The sequence below is a fragment of the Corynebacterium axilliensis genome (assembly GCF_046097495.1).
Classification (GTDB): Bacteria; Actinomycetota; Actinomycetes; order Mycobacteriales; family Mycobacteriaceae; genus Corynebacterium.
Genome location: NZ_CP175768.1, coordinates 1,178,690 through 1,194,402, shown reverse-complemented (window position 1 = coordinate 1,194,402; position 15,713 = coordinate 1,178,690). Strand labels below are relative to the sequence as shown.

The following is a 15,713-nucleotide window of genomic DNA, read 5'->3' as shown; positions in this document are numbered from 1 at the left end:
GCGCCCCAGCCTACTCGTCGGAGTTCTGCACAAATCCGTATTTTTTCAGCCGCTGGCGGTCCGCCGCGGAGGCGGATTGCGTCAGGCGCAGCAGCTCCGCGTAGATGCCGCCGGACTGCGCCAGCTCGGCCGGGGAGCCGATCTCTGAGATGAGGCCGTGGTCCAAGGTGACGATGGTGTCCACGTCGGCGATGGTGGACAGGCGGTGGGCGATGATGAGCGTGGTGCGGTCCTTCATCAGCTCATCCAAGCCCTGCTGCACCGCGCGCTCCGCCTTGGTGTCGAGCGCAGAGGTGGCCTCATCGAGGACCAGGATGGGCGCGTCCTTGAGCATGGCGCGGGCCACCGCCACACGCTGCTTTTGGCCGCCGGAGAGCTTGAGGCCGCGCTCACCAATGACAGTGTCGTAGCCGTCTGGGAATTCCTCGATGAAGCCGTGGGCGTTGGCGCGCTTGGCCACGTCCACGATCTCCTCCAGGCTGGCGCCGGGCTTGCCGTAGGCAATGTTCTCCCGGATCGTGCCGGAAAAGAGGTAGGACTCCTGGAACACCACGCCTACCGACGCCCGCAGGCGCGCCGCCGTGAGCTCCGAGACGTCGTGGCCCAGCACGGTGAGCGTGCCGGCGGTGGGCTGATACAGGCCCAGCAGGAGGTTGACCAGAGTGGACTTGCCGCCGCCGGATTCGCCGACCAAGGCCACCTTGTGGCCCTCGTGGGCGGCGAAGGTGATGTCGCGCACCACGGGCTTGTTGGCCTCGTAGGAGAAGGCCACGTCCTGGAAGGCGAAGACGGGGCCGTCGGCAGGCCGCAGCGGCTCCACCGGGGTGAGGTCGAGCTCCGGGGTATCCGACGCCGTGGCGGCGGCGACGAGCTGCGGGTTGACCGTTGGCTCCGGGGTTTCCTCCATGACCTTGAAGTAGTCCTTGGAGCCGGCCACGGCGCGCTGGCTCACGTCCACGATCCAGCTCATCATGAACACCGGTTGCTTGGCCATGTTCACCAGCTGCAGCAGCATGACCATGTCACCGATGGAGAAGTGGCCCTCCAGCGTGCGCCAGAAAATCAGGCCGTAGATGCCCATGAAGATGAGCGCCATGGCCACGCCGCGCGCGGTATCCATGGAATGCCACCAGCGCGACTGTGGCTTCGTCGTATCCACCACCGTGCGGTAGCGCTTGCCAAAGGACAGCAGCTCCCTCGCCTCCGCCACGAAGGACTTGGTCACCTTGACCTGACCGATGACCTCGGCGAAGCGGCCGTTGGCCACGTCGATGTTCTCGTTCTTGATGGCCTCGAACTTCTGCCAGCGCTTCGAGGTCAGCGCGGTCAGCCACATGTAGATGGGGAAGAGCGCAGCCAGCAGGACAGCCAGCGGCCAGTAGTACACCGCGGTGATGACGAGCACCGCCGCGGCCTCAATGAGCATGACGAAAAAGTTGTTAGAGAAGGACTGCAGGAACTGCGTGACGTTCGCAATGGAGCGGTCCAGGCGCGCGATGATGGTGCCGGTGACCTGGTTGTCGTAATAGCCCTGCGGCACCGAGAGCAGCTTGGCAAAGTAGCGCGTGGACAGGATCTGGCGCAGCCGGGCCACCATGACGTCGCCGATATAGCCGCCCACGTTCTTCACGGCGTTACCGATGGCGTCGGCGGCAAAGAGCGCGACGACGAGCCAGATGATCGTCTTTAAGGGCCCGCCTTCCACAACAGTGTCGGTGGCCTCTCGCATGATAAACGGGGTCAGCAGCGACAGAATCGCGGTGACCGACGCTGACACAAGGACGCCAATATAAAACGGCCACAGGGCAGAGGCACTGCGGACGATGCGGAGAATAGAGTTCATCGCCGGCCGATGATACGCCCTTGCGGGGAATATCCAACTCGTGGTCTAAGGTAGGGAGGAACCGAATCAGTGCCACGTAGTGGCCCAAGATAGTAATGGAAAAGGATTCGCGGTGAAGAAGTACCTCCCCGTGGCGTGCGTGCCCCTCTGCGGTGTTGTTTTGTCTGCATGCAGCGTCCTCCAGCCGCCGGACTCAGGCCTGCAGGACAACATTGTGGTCTCCAGCTCGGAGCAGCCGACGTTTGAAGCCAAGGACGTGGACACCCACGAGGTGACCGAAAACCTGGCGGAGCCCGTGAAGGACGAAGGGCTCAACGTGCAATTCGAGCTGCAGGGCCTCTACACCGGCTCCGGCGGCACCGTGGTCACCGTGAAGATCCACAACCTCAACGAGGTGCCCATGCCGGCCGACGCCCTTGAGGAACCCACCCTGGAGCGCGCCGACGGCAACGGTGGCTGGGCCAAGGTGGCCCCGATTGCCTACGACCCCGAGGTTAACGTTGACCTGCCCGCGCCGGGCCTGGACCACCCGCTGGGCGCGGGGGCCTCGACCAACCTGCAGTACCTCTACAACGTCTCGCCGGGAAACCTGTGGAACGCGCGCTTTAGCATCGGCAACGTCTCCTACGTCGGAGACCTCAACCTATGACGGAGCTCGTCGTCCTCGCCTCGCCCGACGGCGAGGCTATCGGCACCGCGCCCAAGGCCACCGTGCACACCACAACCACGCCGCTGCACTTCGCGTTCTCGGCGTGGGTGGTGCGCGAGGGCCAGGTGCTCCTCACCCGCCGCGCGCTGTCCAAGCGGACGTGGCCGGGCGTGTGGACCAACTCCTTCTGCGGCCACCCCGGCCCCGGTGAGGAGACGGCGGCGGCGGTGGTGCGCCGCGCCCGCTTCGAGCTGGGGCTGGAGGGCCAGCCGCGTCTCGTCTTGCCGGACTTTTCCTACCGCGCGGTGGACTCCTCCGGCATTGTCGAGCACGAACTCTGCCCCGTCTACCTGTTCGAGGGCGCGGGCGACCCGCAGCCCAACCCGGACGAGGTCGACTCCGTGGCGTGGGTGGACGCGGACAAGCTCATCGCTGCCGCGGCGGCGACGCCCTTCGCGTTTAGCCCCTGGATGGTGGAAGAACTAGCGGAAGAGCCGCTGCGCCGCGCGCTGCTACAGTAGCCCGCCGTCCCGCGCGAAGGCCGCGGAAATGTAGTCTAGGCTGCCGTGGGCGATGCGGTGCTCGCCGCTATCGAGGTTGTACTCCCAGATGGTGTGCTCGGGGCGGTACTCCTCAAAGCCCGGCTCGCCGGTGCGCGCGAAGTTACTGAGCCACGTGCACAGCGGGCTCTCGCCGAAGATGAGGGGGAGCTCGTCGCAGTGCAGCGCCGGGCCGGAGGTGCGGGTGAACTCGACCATCCAGGTCGTACCGGGGGCCTTCTCCGAGGCCTCCACCGCCCAGCGGCGGATGAGCGCGTCCCCGATGAGCCGCCCCGTCGGGCGCTGCGGGTCGAGGAATTTCGCCACCTGGTACCACGGCCGGAAGCCGTTGCGCGGGAAGCCGACCCGCGGTGCCAGGTAGCGCAGGATGAGGCTGCGGAAGGGGGAGCGGTCGGCCTTCTGCGTGGCGGGGATGGCGTACATCTCGTCGCGGGTGGTGGTGAGGACCAGGGGCACGTCGGCAAGCTCGGCACAGTCCAGCGGCGTGGGGCCCAGCGCGATGTCGAGTCCGTACTTTTTGCGGAACTTCGCGTACCCGGCATCGAGCTCCTCCGCGCTGAGCTGCGACAGCGACGAGCGCGTGATCGGAGTCTTCATGGCCTGGCGCAACGCGGCCTTGCGCTGTTCAAAGCCCTCCCGGGGAAGACGGGAGAGAGCGCCACCGCGCGGCGGAAGGCGCCCCGGAAGTGATCGCGGCGCGCCAGCCACAGCACCGCATTCGCGCCCGCGGACTGGCCCACCAGCGTCACGTTCGTGGGATCGCCACCGAAGGCCTCGATGTTGCGCTGCACCCACTCCAAACCCAGCTGCAGGTCCTCGATGGCCCGGTAGCGCCCCGGCTCATCGTCGCGGAAGCGGGCCAAGCCCTGCAGCTTGAGCCGGTAGCCCAGCTGCACTACCACCGCGCCGGTGCGCGCCAGCGCGGTGCCGTCGGCGCGGGGATCCTCGTGGCTGCCGTTCTCGTAGCGCCCGCCGTGGACGTAGACCACCACCGGGGCCTGCGCGGCCGCGGCCGGCGCGGTGATGCTCAGCGCCACCTTCTCTGGGTGCGGGGTGCGCACATCCTGATCCCGCGGGGCGGCGGGCTCGGGGTTCTCGAAATCGCCCGGGATGTGCGAATACTCAATGGAGTGGAAGTAGTTCACCTCACCGGTGCGGTGGCCGGTCAGGGTGCCGGCGGGGCAGGTGATGTCGACAGGTGCGCTGCTCATGGACAACAGGCTACCCTGAGGGCATGGAATGGCTCGTGCAAGCACCCATATGGGTACAGATGGCGCTTCTGGCCGTCACGGCACTGCCCGCCGCGACGGTGCTGGGCTGGCTCCTCATGTGGGGCATTGACCGCCTCGCGGCATGCCTCGTGCCCAGTAGTCCCACCGACGCGCTGAAGACCAGCCCCGCTCGCACCACAGACTAGGATGAGTGACCATGACTCACAATGATCCCCGCGAAGGGCTGTGGGACCCCGAGCGTCCCCAGCGCAAGCGCGCTCTCCCGAAATCCCACGTGAGCGCGACCCTCTGGCTGATGATCACGCTCGTCGTGGTCGTGGCCGTTATCGGCCTGGTCGTGTAGACACCCGCGCCAGGCGCTGGTACAGCTCCTGTTGCGGCAGATCCTCCAACAGCACCGGCTCGCCTGCTGTATTGCACAGCGGGATGCACCAGTTGGGGTACTGGTCCTTGGTGGTGCCCGGCTGGTTCTGCGCACGCACGTCGCCCACCATGTCCACCACGTTGGTCACCGTGAAGGCCGACGGGGTGCCGGCCACGTACTCGTGGAGCGCCACCAGCACGTCGTTCTCATCCTCGCGGTTGTCCAGCATGCCGTAGGCCTGCAGGTTGTCCTTGACAATCTCCTGCCATTCGCGGTCTTCGGCTAGTTCCTCCGCCACCGGGCGGTTGAGCAGCCCCAGGCGGGCGCGCAGCGCGATGTGGTCACCGCGCAGGAACGCCAGCGTGGGCGGCAAATCGTGGGTGCCCACGGCGGACATCGCCATCGTGCGGATCTGATCCTGCGGGCGCGGGCCCGGGTTATCGTCCGCGTGCTCGAACCAGATGACGGTGGTGCCCAGCACGCCCATCTCCCGCAGCGCGGTCTGGACCCACGGTTCGAGCGTGCCCATGTCCTCGCCCACCAGCACGGCGCCGGCACGCTCGGCCTCGAGCAACAGGATTCCCAGCATGGCCTCCCAGTCGTAGCTAACGTAGGTGCCGTTGAGCGGGGAGGTGTGGCGCGGGATCCAGTACAGGCGGAACAGGCCCAGCACGTGGTCGACGCGTAGGCCGCCGGCGTTGCCCAGCATCGTGCGCAGCAGATCGCGCCACGGCTGGTAGCCGGACTCCGCCAAGCGCACCGGGTGCCACGGCGGCTGGGACCAGTCCTGGCCCTGCTGGTTGTAATCGTCCGGCGGCGCTCCCACGGAGCACTGCGGCGCGAGGTATTCAGCGAGGTTGACCGCGTCCGCGCCGCTGGGGTGGATGCCCACGGCCATGTCGGTGATGAGGCCGATGCTCATGCCGGCATCGAGCGCGCGCTGCTGGGCGGAGCTGAGCTGCTCGTCGCAGAGAAACTGCAGCCAGGCGTAGAACTCGGCCAAGTCGCTGACGTCGAGGTCCAGGGCGTGGCGGCGCCCGCTGTGGCGCTCCAGCTCGGATTCGGCGCACCACAGGGCGAAGTTGCGCAGGCCCTCGCCCTCGCGGCGCTGGAACTCGGAGAAGGCAACCCGGCGCTCCGGGGTCATCTCGTGGCTAAACAGCTCCTGGAGGACCTGCAGCTTGGCCTCAAAGATCGAGTCGCGGTCAATCTCCTTCGCGGAACGATTACGCAGCTGGAACTCGGCGGCGAGCTCCGCCACGTCATCCTGGAACTCGGCGCTGAGGAGCTCCAGTTCCGGAACGTCCTCGATGCGCAGGTAAATCGGGTTGATGAAGCGGCGCGTCGTGGGCAGGTAGGGCGAGTCCTCCACCGGCGGGATCGGCTCAGCCGCGTGCAGCGGGTTAATCAGCAGGAAGTCGTAGGTCTCAGCCAGCGTCTCCGCCAGCTCGGCCAAGTCGCCGAAGTCACCCATGCCCCAGGACTTCTCCGAGCGCACCGAGTACAGCTGCGCCATCGCGCCCGCAGTCGGGTGCTCCAGGTACTTATCGGCGGTACTCAGGTGATTTGGCACCACGATGAGCGGGCACTCGTACTCGCCGATTCCGGGGGAGGTTAGCGTGAGCGTGTGGAAGCCCAGCGGCAGGTCACCCGGGACGTGGAAGCTGGCCTCGCCCCACATCACCCCGGCGACGTCGGCAGCCGGGGCGTCGTTCGGGTCCTGGTAGGTGGGGCGGGTTGCGCCGTCTTCCAACGTGATGGTGACGGAGACCGGGTCGCCGTCGTGGACGTGGACGGGGAAGGACTTTTCCGCGCCCTCGCGCGCCACCACGCAGGGCGGCAGCGGGCGGGAGGAGCGGGCGAGGTAGTCCTCGAACAGAGCCTGCGTCAGTTCCTCGTCATCCGGCCGGTCAGAGATGGAAACGCCGAGGGCCCGCAGCGTATAGGTAATGGTTTCCTCGCTGACGTAGACGGGCTGGCCGTTCTGGGCGGTGTACTCGCACGCCACCCCGTGGCGTTGGGCGAGTTCTTGGAGTAGATCTCGGGTAGTCACGGTGCTCAATTGTGCCATGTCAACCCGCCACGCGTGGGGGTTCCGGTTGGTAGAGTGGGCTGGAATTAATTTTTGTGGGAAAGGACACAAGCTGTGACCCAGAACGACCAGAATGAATCGCATACCCCGGCGCAATTCGACATCGAAGAGGGCGAGACCTGCCTGACCGCCATGCTGGATACGGCGAAGGCGCGCCCGCACGGCGTGATGTTTACCCGCCCCGCCAATTATGAGTGGGTCAACGTCACCGCCAAAGAGTTCGTGGAAGAGGTCTACGCGGTGGCCAAGGGCCTTATTGCCTCGGGTGTGGAGCAGGGCGACCGCATCGCGCTGATCTCCACCACGCGCTACGAGTGGTCCCTGCTGGATTACGCCATCTGGGCCGCGGGTGCCATCTCCGTGCCGGTATTCCCATCCTCCTCCATGTCCCAGGTGCAGTGGATCGTGGAGGACTCCGGTGCGGTGCTCGCCATCACCGAAACCCGCGAGCACTCCGAGCTGGTCCAGCACCTCAAGCTGGGGGAGGACGGCACCCCGCAGCTGCACGGCTCGCCCTCGCAGCTGCGCCGCGTGCTGGAGATCAACTCCTCTGCCATTGACACGCTGAAGTTTGAGGGACGCGAGCTTGACGACGCCACAGTGGACGAACGCATCCAGGCCACCCACACCGACGACGTGGCGTCGTTGGTCTACACCTCCGGTACCACCGGCCGCCCCAAGGGCTGCATGCTCACGCACCGCAACTGGCTGGCCGAAGCCCGCGGCCTGCTCACCAACCCCATCGGCGCCATCGCCGTGCCGGGCGCGCACGTGCTCACCTTCCTGCCGCTGGCGCACGTCTTTAGCCGCGCGGTATCCCTGGCCGTGACCATCGGCGGCGCCTCCCAGAACCACTGGGCAGACTTCAGCACCATTACCGTCGAGTTTGCCCGCTCGCGCCCGAACCTCATCCTCGGCGTTCCGCGCGTCTTTGAGAAGGTGCGCAACGGTGCTTCCGCCAAGGCCCACGGTTCCTCCGCCTTCAAGGGCGCCATCTTTGACCAGGCAGAGAAGGTAGCCATCGAGTACTCCAAGGCCCTGGACACCCCGGAGGGCCCGGACCGCTTCCTCCAGGCCAAGCACAAGGCCTTTGACAAGCTGGTGTACTCCGCCATCCGCCAGGCCATGGGCGGCGAGGTGAAGTACTGCATCTCTGGTGGCTCGGCCATCTCCCAGGAGCTGCTGCACTGGTACCGCGGCGTCGGCGTGACCATCTACGAGGGCTACGGCCTCACGGAGACCGCGGCGGCCGCCGCCGTGGACTTTGTGGATCAGTCCATCGGTACCGTCGGCCCGCCGCTGGGCGGCACGACGCTGCGCATCAACGAGGACGGCGAGGTCCTCATCAAGGGTGACATCGTCTTTAGCGGCTACTGGAACAACCCGGAGGCCACCGAGGGCGCGCTGAACGACGGCTGGTACAACACCGGCGACCTGGGAGAGATCGACGCGGACGGCAAGCTGGTCATCACCGGCCGCAAGAAGGACCTCATCGTCACCGCCGGCGGCAAGAACGTCTCGCCCGGCCCGATGGAGGATATCCTGCGCTCCCACCCGCTGATCTCCCAGGCTATGGTGGTCGGCGACGGCAAGCCGTTCGTGGGCGTGCTGCTCACCCTGGATGAGGACGCGCTCAAGCGCTGGAAGGCCGACCACAACATCTCCGCGGCCAAGGGCATCCGCGAGGTTTCTGCGGACCCGGGCCTGCGCGCCGATATTCAGGACGCCATCAACCAGGTCAACGCCACGGTGTCCCACGCAGAAGGCATTAAGAAGTTCGTCATCCTGGACCAGGACCTCACCGAGGAGAGCAACGAGCTGACCCCGACGCTCAAGGTCAAGCGCTACGTCGTGGCCCAGCGCTACGCGGCGGATATTGAGCGCCTGTACGCCGGCAAGAAGTAAGGCTGGACGGAGTCTGTGAATTTCTTCGGAGTGTCGCGCAGCCGTCCCCGGGGGATCTCTAATAGAGTCAGCGGGGTCAGAAAAACTCTCAACCTCAACTAGAGGTTCTCGCGGAAAGGGCAGCCTATGCACAAGAATCGCAGCCGAGCTGCGCCACCGTGAGCTGACCCAAGAAATCTATAACATCGGCGATGAGGTGGTCGATTACATCGAGCACCTCATCGAGGCCATCGAGGACTGGGACGACGAACTCGCCCTCGACTGCCTGGCCGAGCTGGGGGACATTGTCGACGACGCCCGGGTGGATTCCGGGCGGTGCGTCGGCGAGCTCATCGGCCTGCGCCAGGCGCTCGTGTCCGGCCTGAAGTCCGGCACCATCTCCGCTGCCTCCTCCGGCGACAACGACGTGGAGGAGCCCACGCAGCTCACCGCCCGCGCGCTGGCGGAGGGCCTGCCCATCTCCGGCCCGCCCGTAGTGGTCTCCGAGCTCGCAGAGACCCTGCGCGGTCGCACCGCCACGGTGGCGGCGTACCTGCGCGAGCTGGTGGAGTATGTCCTGGCCCAGACCGATGCCGTGGCCCGCAACCTCGACGTGGTCTCCCTGCCCAACCTGTACAAGCGCGCAGGCGAGTCCTCCCTCATCGCGGTGCAGGCCTGGCGCCACACCGTCGTGGAGGCGCACCCGGCCTTCGTGCGCACCATGCGCGGGCACAACCCGCCGCCGTTCTTGGAGGAGCGCGCGCGTATCGACGCCGTCGTTGCCCGTGTGCGCGCCAAGCGGCAGCAGGCCGCCACGACCGCCTAGCAGGCGGTCACCCCATAAGACTTCCTTGTTGCCAACACACAAGGACAAAAGGAAAGCGCCACCGAGATTCCCTCTCTCGGTGGCGCTTTTCGTTATGTCGGGGCCCGCGCTGTCACGCGCTGGCCTCTGGGGGAGGCAGCAGGCTTAGGCTCCCGGGTTCTTCGTTGCCGGGGTGGCCTGGTCCAGCTGCTCCGTAATCTGCGGCCACAGCTGGCCCATGATGTCATCCCAGGTAAGAATCCACACCGTCTTGTCCTTGGTGGGCTTTCCCACCATGACGAGCTGCTCGTTGCGCGCGCGCATCTGGACCAAGGTCTTCTGCACGGTGGAAGAGGAGCCCACGGCGAGTGCCGGGCGGGAGAACTCCAGCACCGGGGTGTCCGGCTCTGCCAGCAGGGTGTCTCGGACGTGGACGATGCGCGGGATGCGGGAATCCCGGGGGTAGACCAGCACGCGCATGATGGACTTGCGCACCACCAAGTCGTGGAGGTCAGCCACCGTGGCGTCGGAGGACAGCGGCAGGATCTCGGAGCCGTGCTCGCGGGCCAGCTGCGCGGCCGTGGAGGCCTCCAGCTCGATGACGCCGGTGATCTGGTCCGCGGAGTCGTCGTCCAGCGTGCCCGCCTCACGGGAGTGCTCCACCAAGTGACGCAGCGTGTCGGCGTCGTAGCCGGCGGCGCCCGCCCGGTCTACCGGCTCCTCGCCGGCCAGCTTCACCAGCTTGTTCGCCATGACGTTGATCCATTTCAGCAGCGGGCGAAAGAGCCAGATGAACCCGCGCGCGGGCACGGCGATGAGCTGCAGGGCCGTCTCCGGGTGAGCGATGGCCCAGGACTTCGGCGCCATCTCACCAATCACCAGGTGCAGGAAGGTGACGACGAACAGGGCAAGGATGAAGGAGATGACATCGGCAATGCCCAGCGGCAGGCCGAGTGACTCCAGCGGGGCCATGAGCAGGTGATGGACCCACGGCTTGGTCACGGCACCGAGGACGAACGTGGCGGCCGTAATGCCCAGCTGGGCGCCGGCCAGCATGATGGTCAGCTCGTTGAGGGAGCGCAGGCCCGCGCGCGAGGCGGCGGAGGACTCCGCGGTCTCCTCCAAGCGGTTGCGGCGAGCGCCCATGAGGGAGAACTCGATGACCACGAAGAACGCGGAGGCCGCGATGATGAGCAGGGTGACGATGAGGTTAAACCACCAGGAATCAGTCATTAGTCATCCTCTCCTTCCGGGAATTCCTCCACCAGCTCAAGGGCCAGGACGGAGGGCACGTGGCGGTCGATCTCCTCGACGCGCACGTTGAGCGTGCGGGTGGGGGCCTCATCGCCCTCGACCCAGTCGTCCGGCTCGGCCTCGAGCTTGATGGCGAGCTCTTCGCCTTCCTCCGGCAGAGTGCCGGCGTGGGCGATGAGCAGGCCGGCGACGGTTTCGAAATCGCCCTCCGGCAGGTCGTGGCCGATGGCGCGCTCGACCTCGTCGATGGGCGTGTCGCCGTCGACAAGCCAGTGCGTGGCGTCCTGCTCGGTGATTTCCTCGGTTTCCTCGATGTCGTGCTCATCGGTGACATCGCCCAGAATCTCTTCGGCCAAGTCCTCCATGGTCACGATTCCCACGAAGCCGCCGTACTCATCGATGACGCAGGCGAGCTTCTCGTCGGCGTCGCGAAGCTCCGTGACAACGTCGGGAAGCGGCATGAGCTCCGGCACCACCACGGGCTCCTGCATGATTTCGCGCGCCGCGGTCGCCGGCGGCAGGTCGGTGCCCAGCACGTCGTACAGGTGGACCACGCCGATGGGGTTGTGCTCATCATCGATGATGGGGTAGCGGGTGTGGTTCTCCGACATCATCTCCCGGACCTCACCGATGGTGGTCTCCGGCTCGATGACGTCCACGCGCGAGCGCGGGATCATGGCGTGCTCGACGTCGTGCTCCGGGAAGTCCAGGAGGCGGTCCAACACCAGGTAGGTGTCCTCGTCCAAATCGCCGGCCTCGTGGGAGGCGTCCACGATGGACTCCAAGTCATCGGTGGTGGCGGAAGAATCGACGTCCTCCACCGGCTCGATGCCAAAGACCTTGAGGATGGCGTTGGAGGAGTACTCGAAGAAGTGGATGAGCCAGCCGAAGAGGCGCAGGTACCACATCGTCGACGCCGACAGCCACAGCGCGGTCTTCATCGGGGCGGCGATGGTGTAGTTCTTGGGGAAGAGCTCCGCGAAGAGCATCGTTAGTACCGTCGAGATGGCCAGCGCCGTCACGGTACCCACGGCCACGGATACGCCGGTGGGCACACCGACACCGCCCAAGAGGATGCCCAGGCCCTGGCCCACGAGGGGCTCGGCCACATAACCGATGAGCAGGCCGGTAATCGTAATTCCCAGCTGCGCGCCGGAGAGCATGAAGGAGGTCTTCTGCGTGATCTTCAGGGCCCGTTCGGCAGCCTTATCGCCGCTCGCGGCGCGTTGCCGCAGCTGCGTGCGGTCCACCGACATGAAGGAGAATTCCTGGGCCACGAAGTAGGCGTTGGCCACGATGATGAGGCCGATGACGATAAAGCCCGCCAGAATCATGAGGATTGCGTTCACCATGGCTTACCCCACCGCCTTAGCAAGGAGGTGGGGACATCGACTCGGAGGTTCCACGTAGGGAGGCCTTTCTTTATAAAACTCGGGGGTAAAAAGTCTGCTTTTTAGACTACCGCTTTAACGCCGTAGTCAGTTATTTTGTTCCCCATGACGCCATTCGGTCTTTACATTCACGTCCCCTTTTGCGCCTCACGGTGCGGGTACTGCGACTTCAACACGTACACGCCGGGTGAGCTGGGAGGAGACCTGACCAGCGCCTACCTGGACGCGCTGGACAGGGAACTGGAGATGGCGGCCGCCCAGGTGGGGCGCGCGGCCGAGACCGTATTTATTGGCGGCGGCACTCCCAGCCTGCTGGGCGCGGACGGCCTGGGGCGCGTGTTGTCCACGGTGCGCTCTACCTTCGGCCTGGCCCCGGGTGCGGAGGTCACCACGGAGTCCAACCCGGAGTCTACCTCGCCGGAGTACTTCGCCGGGCTTCTCGACGCCGGATTTAACCGCGTCTCCCTGGGCATGCAATCCGCCTCCGCCCACGTGCTCCAGGTGCTCGAGCGCGCGCATACCCCGGGCCGCGCCTTCGATGCCGCGCGCGAGGCCATCGCCGCGGGCTTCGAGCACGTCAACCTGGACATGATTTACGGCACGCCCACGGAAAAAGATTCCGACGTGGCCCTGACCCTCGAGCGCGCCCTGGAAACCGGCGTGGACCACATCAGCGCCTACTCACTCATCGTCGAAGAAGGCACGCGCATGGCGCGCAAGGTGTCCAAGGGCCTGCTGCCGGCTCCGGACGAGGACGTGCTGGCCCGCCGCTATGAGGCCATCTCCTCCACCCTGGATGACGCCGGCTTCGAGTGGTACGAGGTGTCCAACTGGGCCAAGCCCGGCGGCGAGTGCCAGCACAACCGCATCTACTGGGTCGATGGCAACTGGTGGGGCGCGGGCCCGGGCGCGCACTCGCACCTGGGCAACGAGCGCTTCTTCAACGTGAAGAACCCGCGGACCTACATCAAGGCCGTGGGGGAGGGGAGCCTGCCCATCAAGGAGCGCGAGGAGCTTACGGACGCTGATCGCCACACCGAGCGCATCATGCTGGGCCTGCGCCTGCGCGAGGGCATCCCCGCCTCCTGGCTCGCCCCGGCGGCCGAGCCCGTAGCCCAGCGTTTCATCGAGCGCGGCCTGCTCGAGCTGTGTGAAAGCCGCCTCCGCGTGAGCAAGGCGGGCCGCCTGCTGGCCGACGGCATCATTACCGACCTCCTCGTGGCCGAGGAGGCATAGCGACTTAGAATTAGCCCCGCCGGGAATCCATTAGTTTTTCTTCTGCTGTCGGGAAGCCTGATAGCGAGGTTAGTCGATGTTAGTTTCCTTCTCCACGTCGCGAAACCTGTTAGTCAGTCTCGATATTGCTAGTATTGGCGACATGGATGACGCCTTAAACCCCTACACTCCCGGCTCTGGCATCGCACCGACAGTTCTTACTGGGCGGGAGAGAGACCTTCATGCTTTTGACAATCTTGTCAAGCGCGTCCAGAACGGACTACTTGGCCGTCCGATGCTGCTCGTTGGCTTGCGTGGAGTGGGTAAGACGGTGCTGCTCAACCAGTTAAAAAGGAGGGCTGACCAGGCGGAGTGGTTGACAATCAAGTTTGAGGCTTCGCAAGGGGCACGTGGACGCGAAGGCGCCCGCCGAGCTCTTGCTCAGGGTTTAGCAAAAGCCTCTTTGCGCTACCGGACAAAAGCCCAGGTTTCTGAGGGCTTCCGCCATATTGCTGCGGCTGTCAAATCCTTTTCACTTTCGGTCGGACACAACATTATTGACCTTGGAGTTGAAATAGGAGACATTCCGCCGGCAACGGGAAACCTTGAGCTTGATCTGCACGACGTGGTTGAGGCCGTCACCACCACGCTCCTCAAGGAGGGCAAAGCCTTAGGAATCTTCATCGACGAAATGCAAGACCTTGATGAGGAGTTGCTCGAAGCGCTCATTTCTGCGCAGCATGAATCCGGGCAACTGGGGTTGCCTTTCTACGTCATCGGCGCTGGACTTCCAAGCTTGCCCGGTATTTTGGCAGAGTCTCGCTCTTACGCAGAGCGAATGTTCGAGGTGCACCACATCGGCAGACTTGACATGTATGCCGCGATTGCTGCCTTCCGCGAACCTGCGCGGAAGCAGGATGTGGAATTCGACGATGAAGCGGTGGAGTATCTAGCCGATGTGTCAGGGCAGTATCCGTACTTCATTCAGGAGTTTGGTTCGCAAATGTGGCGCACTGCGCGTACCTCACCTATGGATTATGATGCTGCTCGTCGCGCCGCGCGGCTTGGGATTGAGCAGTTGGACCGCGGATTTTTTCAAGCCCGGTGGGACCGCGCTACTCCAGCTGAGCGGGACTACTTGACCGCGATGGCAAAGGTTGGTGGCGAGGAAATCTTGAGCAAAGATATCGCGGATACCCTAGGTAAAGACACGAAGAAGTTAGGTCCAGTACGGGCCAAGCTCATCAGTAAAGGGTTGATTTATGCCCCAGAGCACGGAAGGGTGAGCTACACCGTGCCGAATTTTGATGACTTCATCGCCCGCCAGAACGGATAGCCTTAGAGACATGTCCAGCTCTACCGATGCTCGCCGCCAAGAGGTCCTGCGCGCCATCGTCGCGGACTACATCGCCTCCCAATCACCCGTCGGCTCGAAGGCCCTGCTCGAGCGCTACCAGCTGGGTGTGTCCTCGGCGACGATCCGCAACGACATGGCCGTGCTTGAGGCCGAGGGCCTCATTGCCCAGGAACACGCCAGCTCCGGGCGCGTGCCCACGCAGAAGGGCTACCGCCAGTTCGTCGACACGCTGCATGACGTCAAGCCGCTCTCGGCAGCAGAGCGCCGCGCCATGCTCACCTTCCTCGAAGGCGGGGTGGACCTAGAAGACGTGCTGCGGCGCTCCGTGCAGCTGCTGGCCCAGGTGACCAAGCAGGCCGCGGTTGTGCAAATGCCGAACCTCAAGGTCTCTCGCGTCAAGCATTGCGAGGTCGTGGCGCTGTCCCCGGTACGCCTGCTGCTGGTGCTGATTACGGATAATGGGCGCGTCGATCAGCGCAATGTGGAGCTGGCGGACATCATCGACCCGGAGCAGACGCTGCGCCTGCGCGATATTCTCAACACCACCCTGGAGGGCAAGACGCTCACGGATGCCTCGGTGGAGCTGGCCGCGCTGGTCAACGACGCCCCGGCCGACATCCGCCCCCACGTCCTCAAAGCCGCCACCACACTCATCGAGACCCTGGTGGAGCAGCCCTCCGATCGCCTTATTATGGCCGGCACGTCGAACCTGACGCGCGTGGCGCTGCCGGACGGGCTACCCTCTATCATCGAGGCTCTCGAAGAGCAGGTGGTGGTGCTCAAACTGTTGGCCCGCGTGCCGGACTTGGGCAACGTGTCCGTATCCATTGGTGAGGAAAACGAGGCCGACGAGCTGCGTCAAACCTCCGTGGTGGCCACACGCTATGGCTTCGGCACCGGCTCGCAGGCTGCGGCCCTCGGCGGCCTCGGCGTGGTGGGGCCGACGTATATGGACTATTCGGGAACAATCTCCAAGGTGTCCGCCGTTGCACGCTATGTGAGCGAAATCTTGGCGGGCGAGTAAGCTTGCCTGCCGGACTTATTTAGTACAGCAGTAACGAGAATGA

Annotated in this window: 15 protein-coding genes; 9 read left to right on the top strand and 6 right to left on the bottom strand. The window is 65.2% G+C overall.

Annotated features, from left to right (window positions below; translation table 11 throughout):
- Positions 1-10: 10 nt before the first annotated feature.
- Positions 11-1,843: an ABC transporter ATP-binding protein gene (locus ACKFR8_RS05835; RefSeq protein WP_408930867.1), complete on the bottom strand. Its 1,833-nt coding sequence runs from the start codon at positions 1,841-1,843 to the stop codon at positions 11-13.
- A gap of 112 nt (positions 1,844-1,955) precedes the next feature.
- Between ACKFR8_RS05835 and ACKFR8_RS05830 the strand changes: the two genes are divergently transcribed.
- Both ACKFR8_RS05830 and idi read left to right on the top strand, forming a co-directional pair.
- Entirely contained in the window at positions 1,956-2,492 is a 537-nt protein-coding gene (locus ACKFR8_RS05830) for a hypothetical protein (RefSeq protein ID WP_408930866.1), read from the top strand.
- A complete protein-coding gene (idi, locus tag ACKFR8_RS05825; RefSeq protein WP_408930865.1) occupies positions 2,489-3,013 on the top strand; it encodes an isopentenyl-diphosphate Delta-isomerase in 525 nt (174 codons plus the stop codon). The genes ACKFR8_RS05830 and idi overlap by 4 nt, the downstream gene beginning before the upstream one ends.
- On the opposite strand, the gene ACKFR8_RS05820 is transcribed toward idi, so the two are convergent.
- Both ACKFR8_RS05820 and ACKFR8_RS05815 read right to left on the bottom strand, forming a co-directional pair.
- Complete coding sequence (locus tag ACKFR8_RS05820; RefSeq protein ID WP_408930864.1) at positions 3,005-3,649, bottom strand: hypothetical protein; 645 nt, start codon at positions 3,647-3,649, stop codon at positions 3,005-3,007. The genes idi and ACKFR8_RS05820 overlap by 9 nt on opposite strands.
- Entirely contained in the window at positions 3,646-4,263 is a 618-nt protein-coding gene (locus ACKFR8_RS05815; protein WP_408930863.1) for a carboxylesterase family protein, read from the bottom strand. The genes ACKFR8_RS05820 and ACKFR8_RS05815 overlap by 4 nt, the downstream gene beginning before the upstream one ends.
- A 23-nt stretch (positions 4,264-4,286) precedes the next feature.
- Here ACKFR8_RS05815 and ACKFR8_RS05810 point away from each other — a divergent pair, with 23 nt between their 5' ends.
- The gene (locus ACKFR8_RS05810; protein ID WP_296132877.1) at positions 4,287-4,469 is read left to right on the top strand and encodes a hypothetical protein; all 183 of its coding nucleotides are present in this window, start codon (positions 4,287-4,289) and stop codon (positions 4,467-4,469) included.
- An 11-nt stretch (positions 4,470-4,480) separates the two neighbouring features.
- Positions 4,481-4,627: a hypothetical protein gene (locus ACKFR8_RS05805; protein WP_296132878.1), complete on the top strand. Its 147-nt coding sequence runs from the start codon at positions 4,481-4,483 to the stop codon at positions 4,625-4,627.
- On the opposite strand, the gene malQ is transcribed toward ACKFR8_RS05805, so the two are convergent.
- Positions 4,608-6,719, bottom strand: a complete 2,112-nt coding sequence (gene malQ, locus ACKFR8_RS05800; RefSeq protein WP_408930862.1) for a 4-alpha-glucanotransferase — start codon at positions 6,717-6,719, stop codon at positions 4,608-4,610. The two genes, ACKFR8_RS05805 and malQ, sit on opposite strands and share 20 nt — an antisense overlap.
- A 75-nt stretch (positions 6,720-6,794) precedes the next feature.
- Between malQ and ACKFR8_RS05795 the strand changes: the two genes are divergently transcribed.
- Both ACKFR8_RS05795 and ACKFR8_RS05790 read left to right on the top strand, forming a co-directional pair.
- Complete coding sequence (locus tag ACKFR8_RS05795; protein ID WP_408930861.1) at positions 6,795-8,645, top strand: AMP-dependent synthetase/ligase; 1,851 nt, start codon at positions 6,795-6,797, stop codon at positions 8,643-8,645.
- Between the two features lie 136 nt (positions 8,646-8,781).
- On the top strand, positions 8,782-9,450 hold the full coding sequence (locus ACKFR8_RS05790) for a hypothetical protein (protein WP_408930997.1): 669 nt from the start codon (positions 8,782-8,784) through the stop codon (positions 9,448-9,450).
- Between the two features lie 144 nt (positions 9,451-9,594).
- On the opposite strand, the gene ACKFR8_RS05785 is transcribed toward ACKFR8_RS05790, so the two are convergent.
- Entirely contained in the window at positions 9,595-10,662 is a 1,068-nt protein-coding gene (locus ACKFR8_RS05785; protein WP_408930860.1) for a CNNM domain-containing protein, read from the bottom strand.
- Positions 10,662-12,035 (bottom strand): hemolysin family protein, encoded by a 1,374-nt coding sequence (locus ACKFR8_RS05780; RefSeq protein ID WP_408930859.1) that lies wholly within the window; start codon positions 12,033-12,035, stop codon positions 10,662-10,664. The genes ACKFR8_RS05785 and ACKFR8_RS05780 overlap by 1 nt, the downstream gene beginning before the upstream one ends.
- 144 nt (positions 12,036-12,179) lie before the next feature.
- Here ACKFR8_RS05780 and hemW point away from each other — a divergent pair, with 144 nt between their 5' ends.
- From hemW to hrcA, 3 genes are all read left to right on the top strand, one after another.
- Complete coding sequence (gene hemW / locus ACKFR8_RS05775; protein ID WP_408930858.1) at positions 12,180-13,310, top strand: radical SAM family heme chaperone HemW; 1,131 nt, start codon at positions 12,180-12,182, stop codon at positions 13,308-13,310.
- Between the two features lie 142 nt (positions 13,311-13,452).
- A complete protein-coding gene (locus ACKFR8_RS05770; RefSeq protein ID WP_296132885.1) occupies positions 13,453-14,625 on the top strand; it encodes an ATP-binding protein in 1,173 nt (390 codons plus the stop codon).
- Between the two features lie 10 nt (positions 14,626-14,635).
- Positions 14,636-15,670, top strand: a complete 1,035-nt coding sequence (hrcA, locus tag ACKFR8_RS05765; protein WP_296132886.1) for a heat-inducible transcriptional repressor HrcA — start codon at positions 14,636-14,638, stop codon at positions 15,668-15,670.
- Positions 15,671-15,713 lie beyond the last annotated feature (43 nt).

What these genes read in the sequence shown, in the direction of transcription:
- ACKFR8_RS05835 (WP_408930867.1), bottom strand. Translation starts at nt 1,843, where the DNA reads ATGAACTCTATTCTCCGCATCGTCCGCAGTGCCTCTGCCCTGTGGCCG.
- malQ (WP_408930862.1), bottom strand. Translation starts at nt 6,719, where the DNA reads ATGGCACAATTGAGCACCGTGACTACCCGAGATCTACTCCAAGAACTC.
- ACKFR8_RS05815 (WP_408930863.1), bottom strand. Translation starts at nt 4,263, where the DNA reads ATGAGCAGCGCACCTGTCGACATCACCTGCCCCGCCGGCACCCTGACC.
- hemW (WP_408930858.1), top strand. Translation starts at nt 12,180, where the DNA reads ATGACGCCATTCGGTCTTTACATTCACGTCCCCTTTTGCGCCTCACGG.
- hrcA (WP_296132886.1), top strand. Translation starts at nt 14,636, where the DNA reads ATGTCCAGCTCTACCGATGCTCGCCGCCAAGAGGTCCTGCGCGCCATC.
- ACKFR8_RS05780 (WP_408930859.1), bottom strand. Translation starts at nt 12,035, where the DNA reads ATGGTGAACGCAATCCTCATGATTCTGGCGGGCTTTATCGTCATCGGC.
- ACKFR8_RS05805 (WP_296132878.1), top strand. Translation starts at nt 4,481, where the DNA reads ATGACTCACAATGATCCCCGCGAAGGGCTGTGGGACCCCGAGCGTCCC.
- idi (WP_408930865.1), top strand. Translation starts at nt 2,489, where the DNA reads ATGACGGAGCTCGTCGTCCTCGCCTCGCCCGACGGCGAGGCTATCGGC.
- ACKFR8_RS05785 (WP_408930860.1), bottom strand. Translation starts at nt 10,662, where the DNA reads ATGACTGATTCCTGGTGGTTTAACCTCATCGTCACCCTGCTCATCATC.
- ACKFR8_RS05820 (WP_408930864.1), bottom strand. Translation starts at nt 3,649, where the DNA reads ATGAAGACTCCGATCACGCGCTCGTCGCTGTCGCAGCTCAGCGCGGAG.
- ACKFR8_RS05770 (WP_296132885.1), top strand. Translation starts at nt 13,453, where the DNA reads ATGGATGACGCCTTAAACCCCTACACTCCCGGCTCTGGCATCGCACCG.
- ACKFR8_RS05810 (WP_296132877.1), top strand. Translation starts at nt 4,287, where the DNA reads ATGGAATGGCTCGTGCAAGCACCCATATGGGTACAGATGGCGCTTCTG.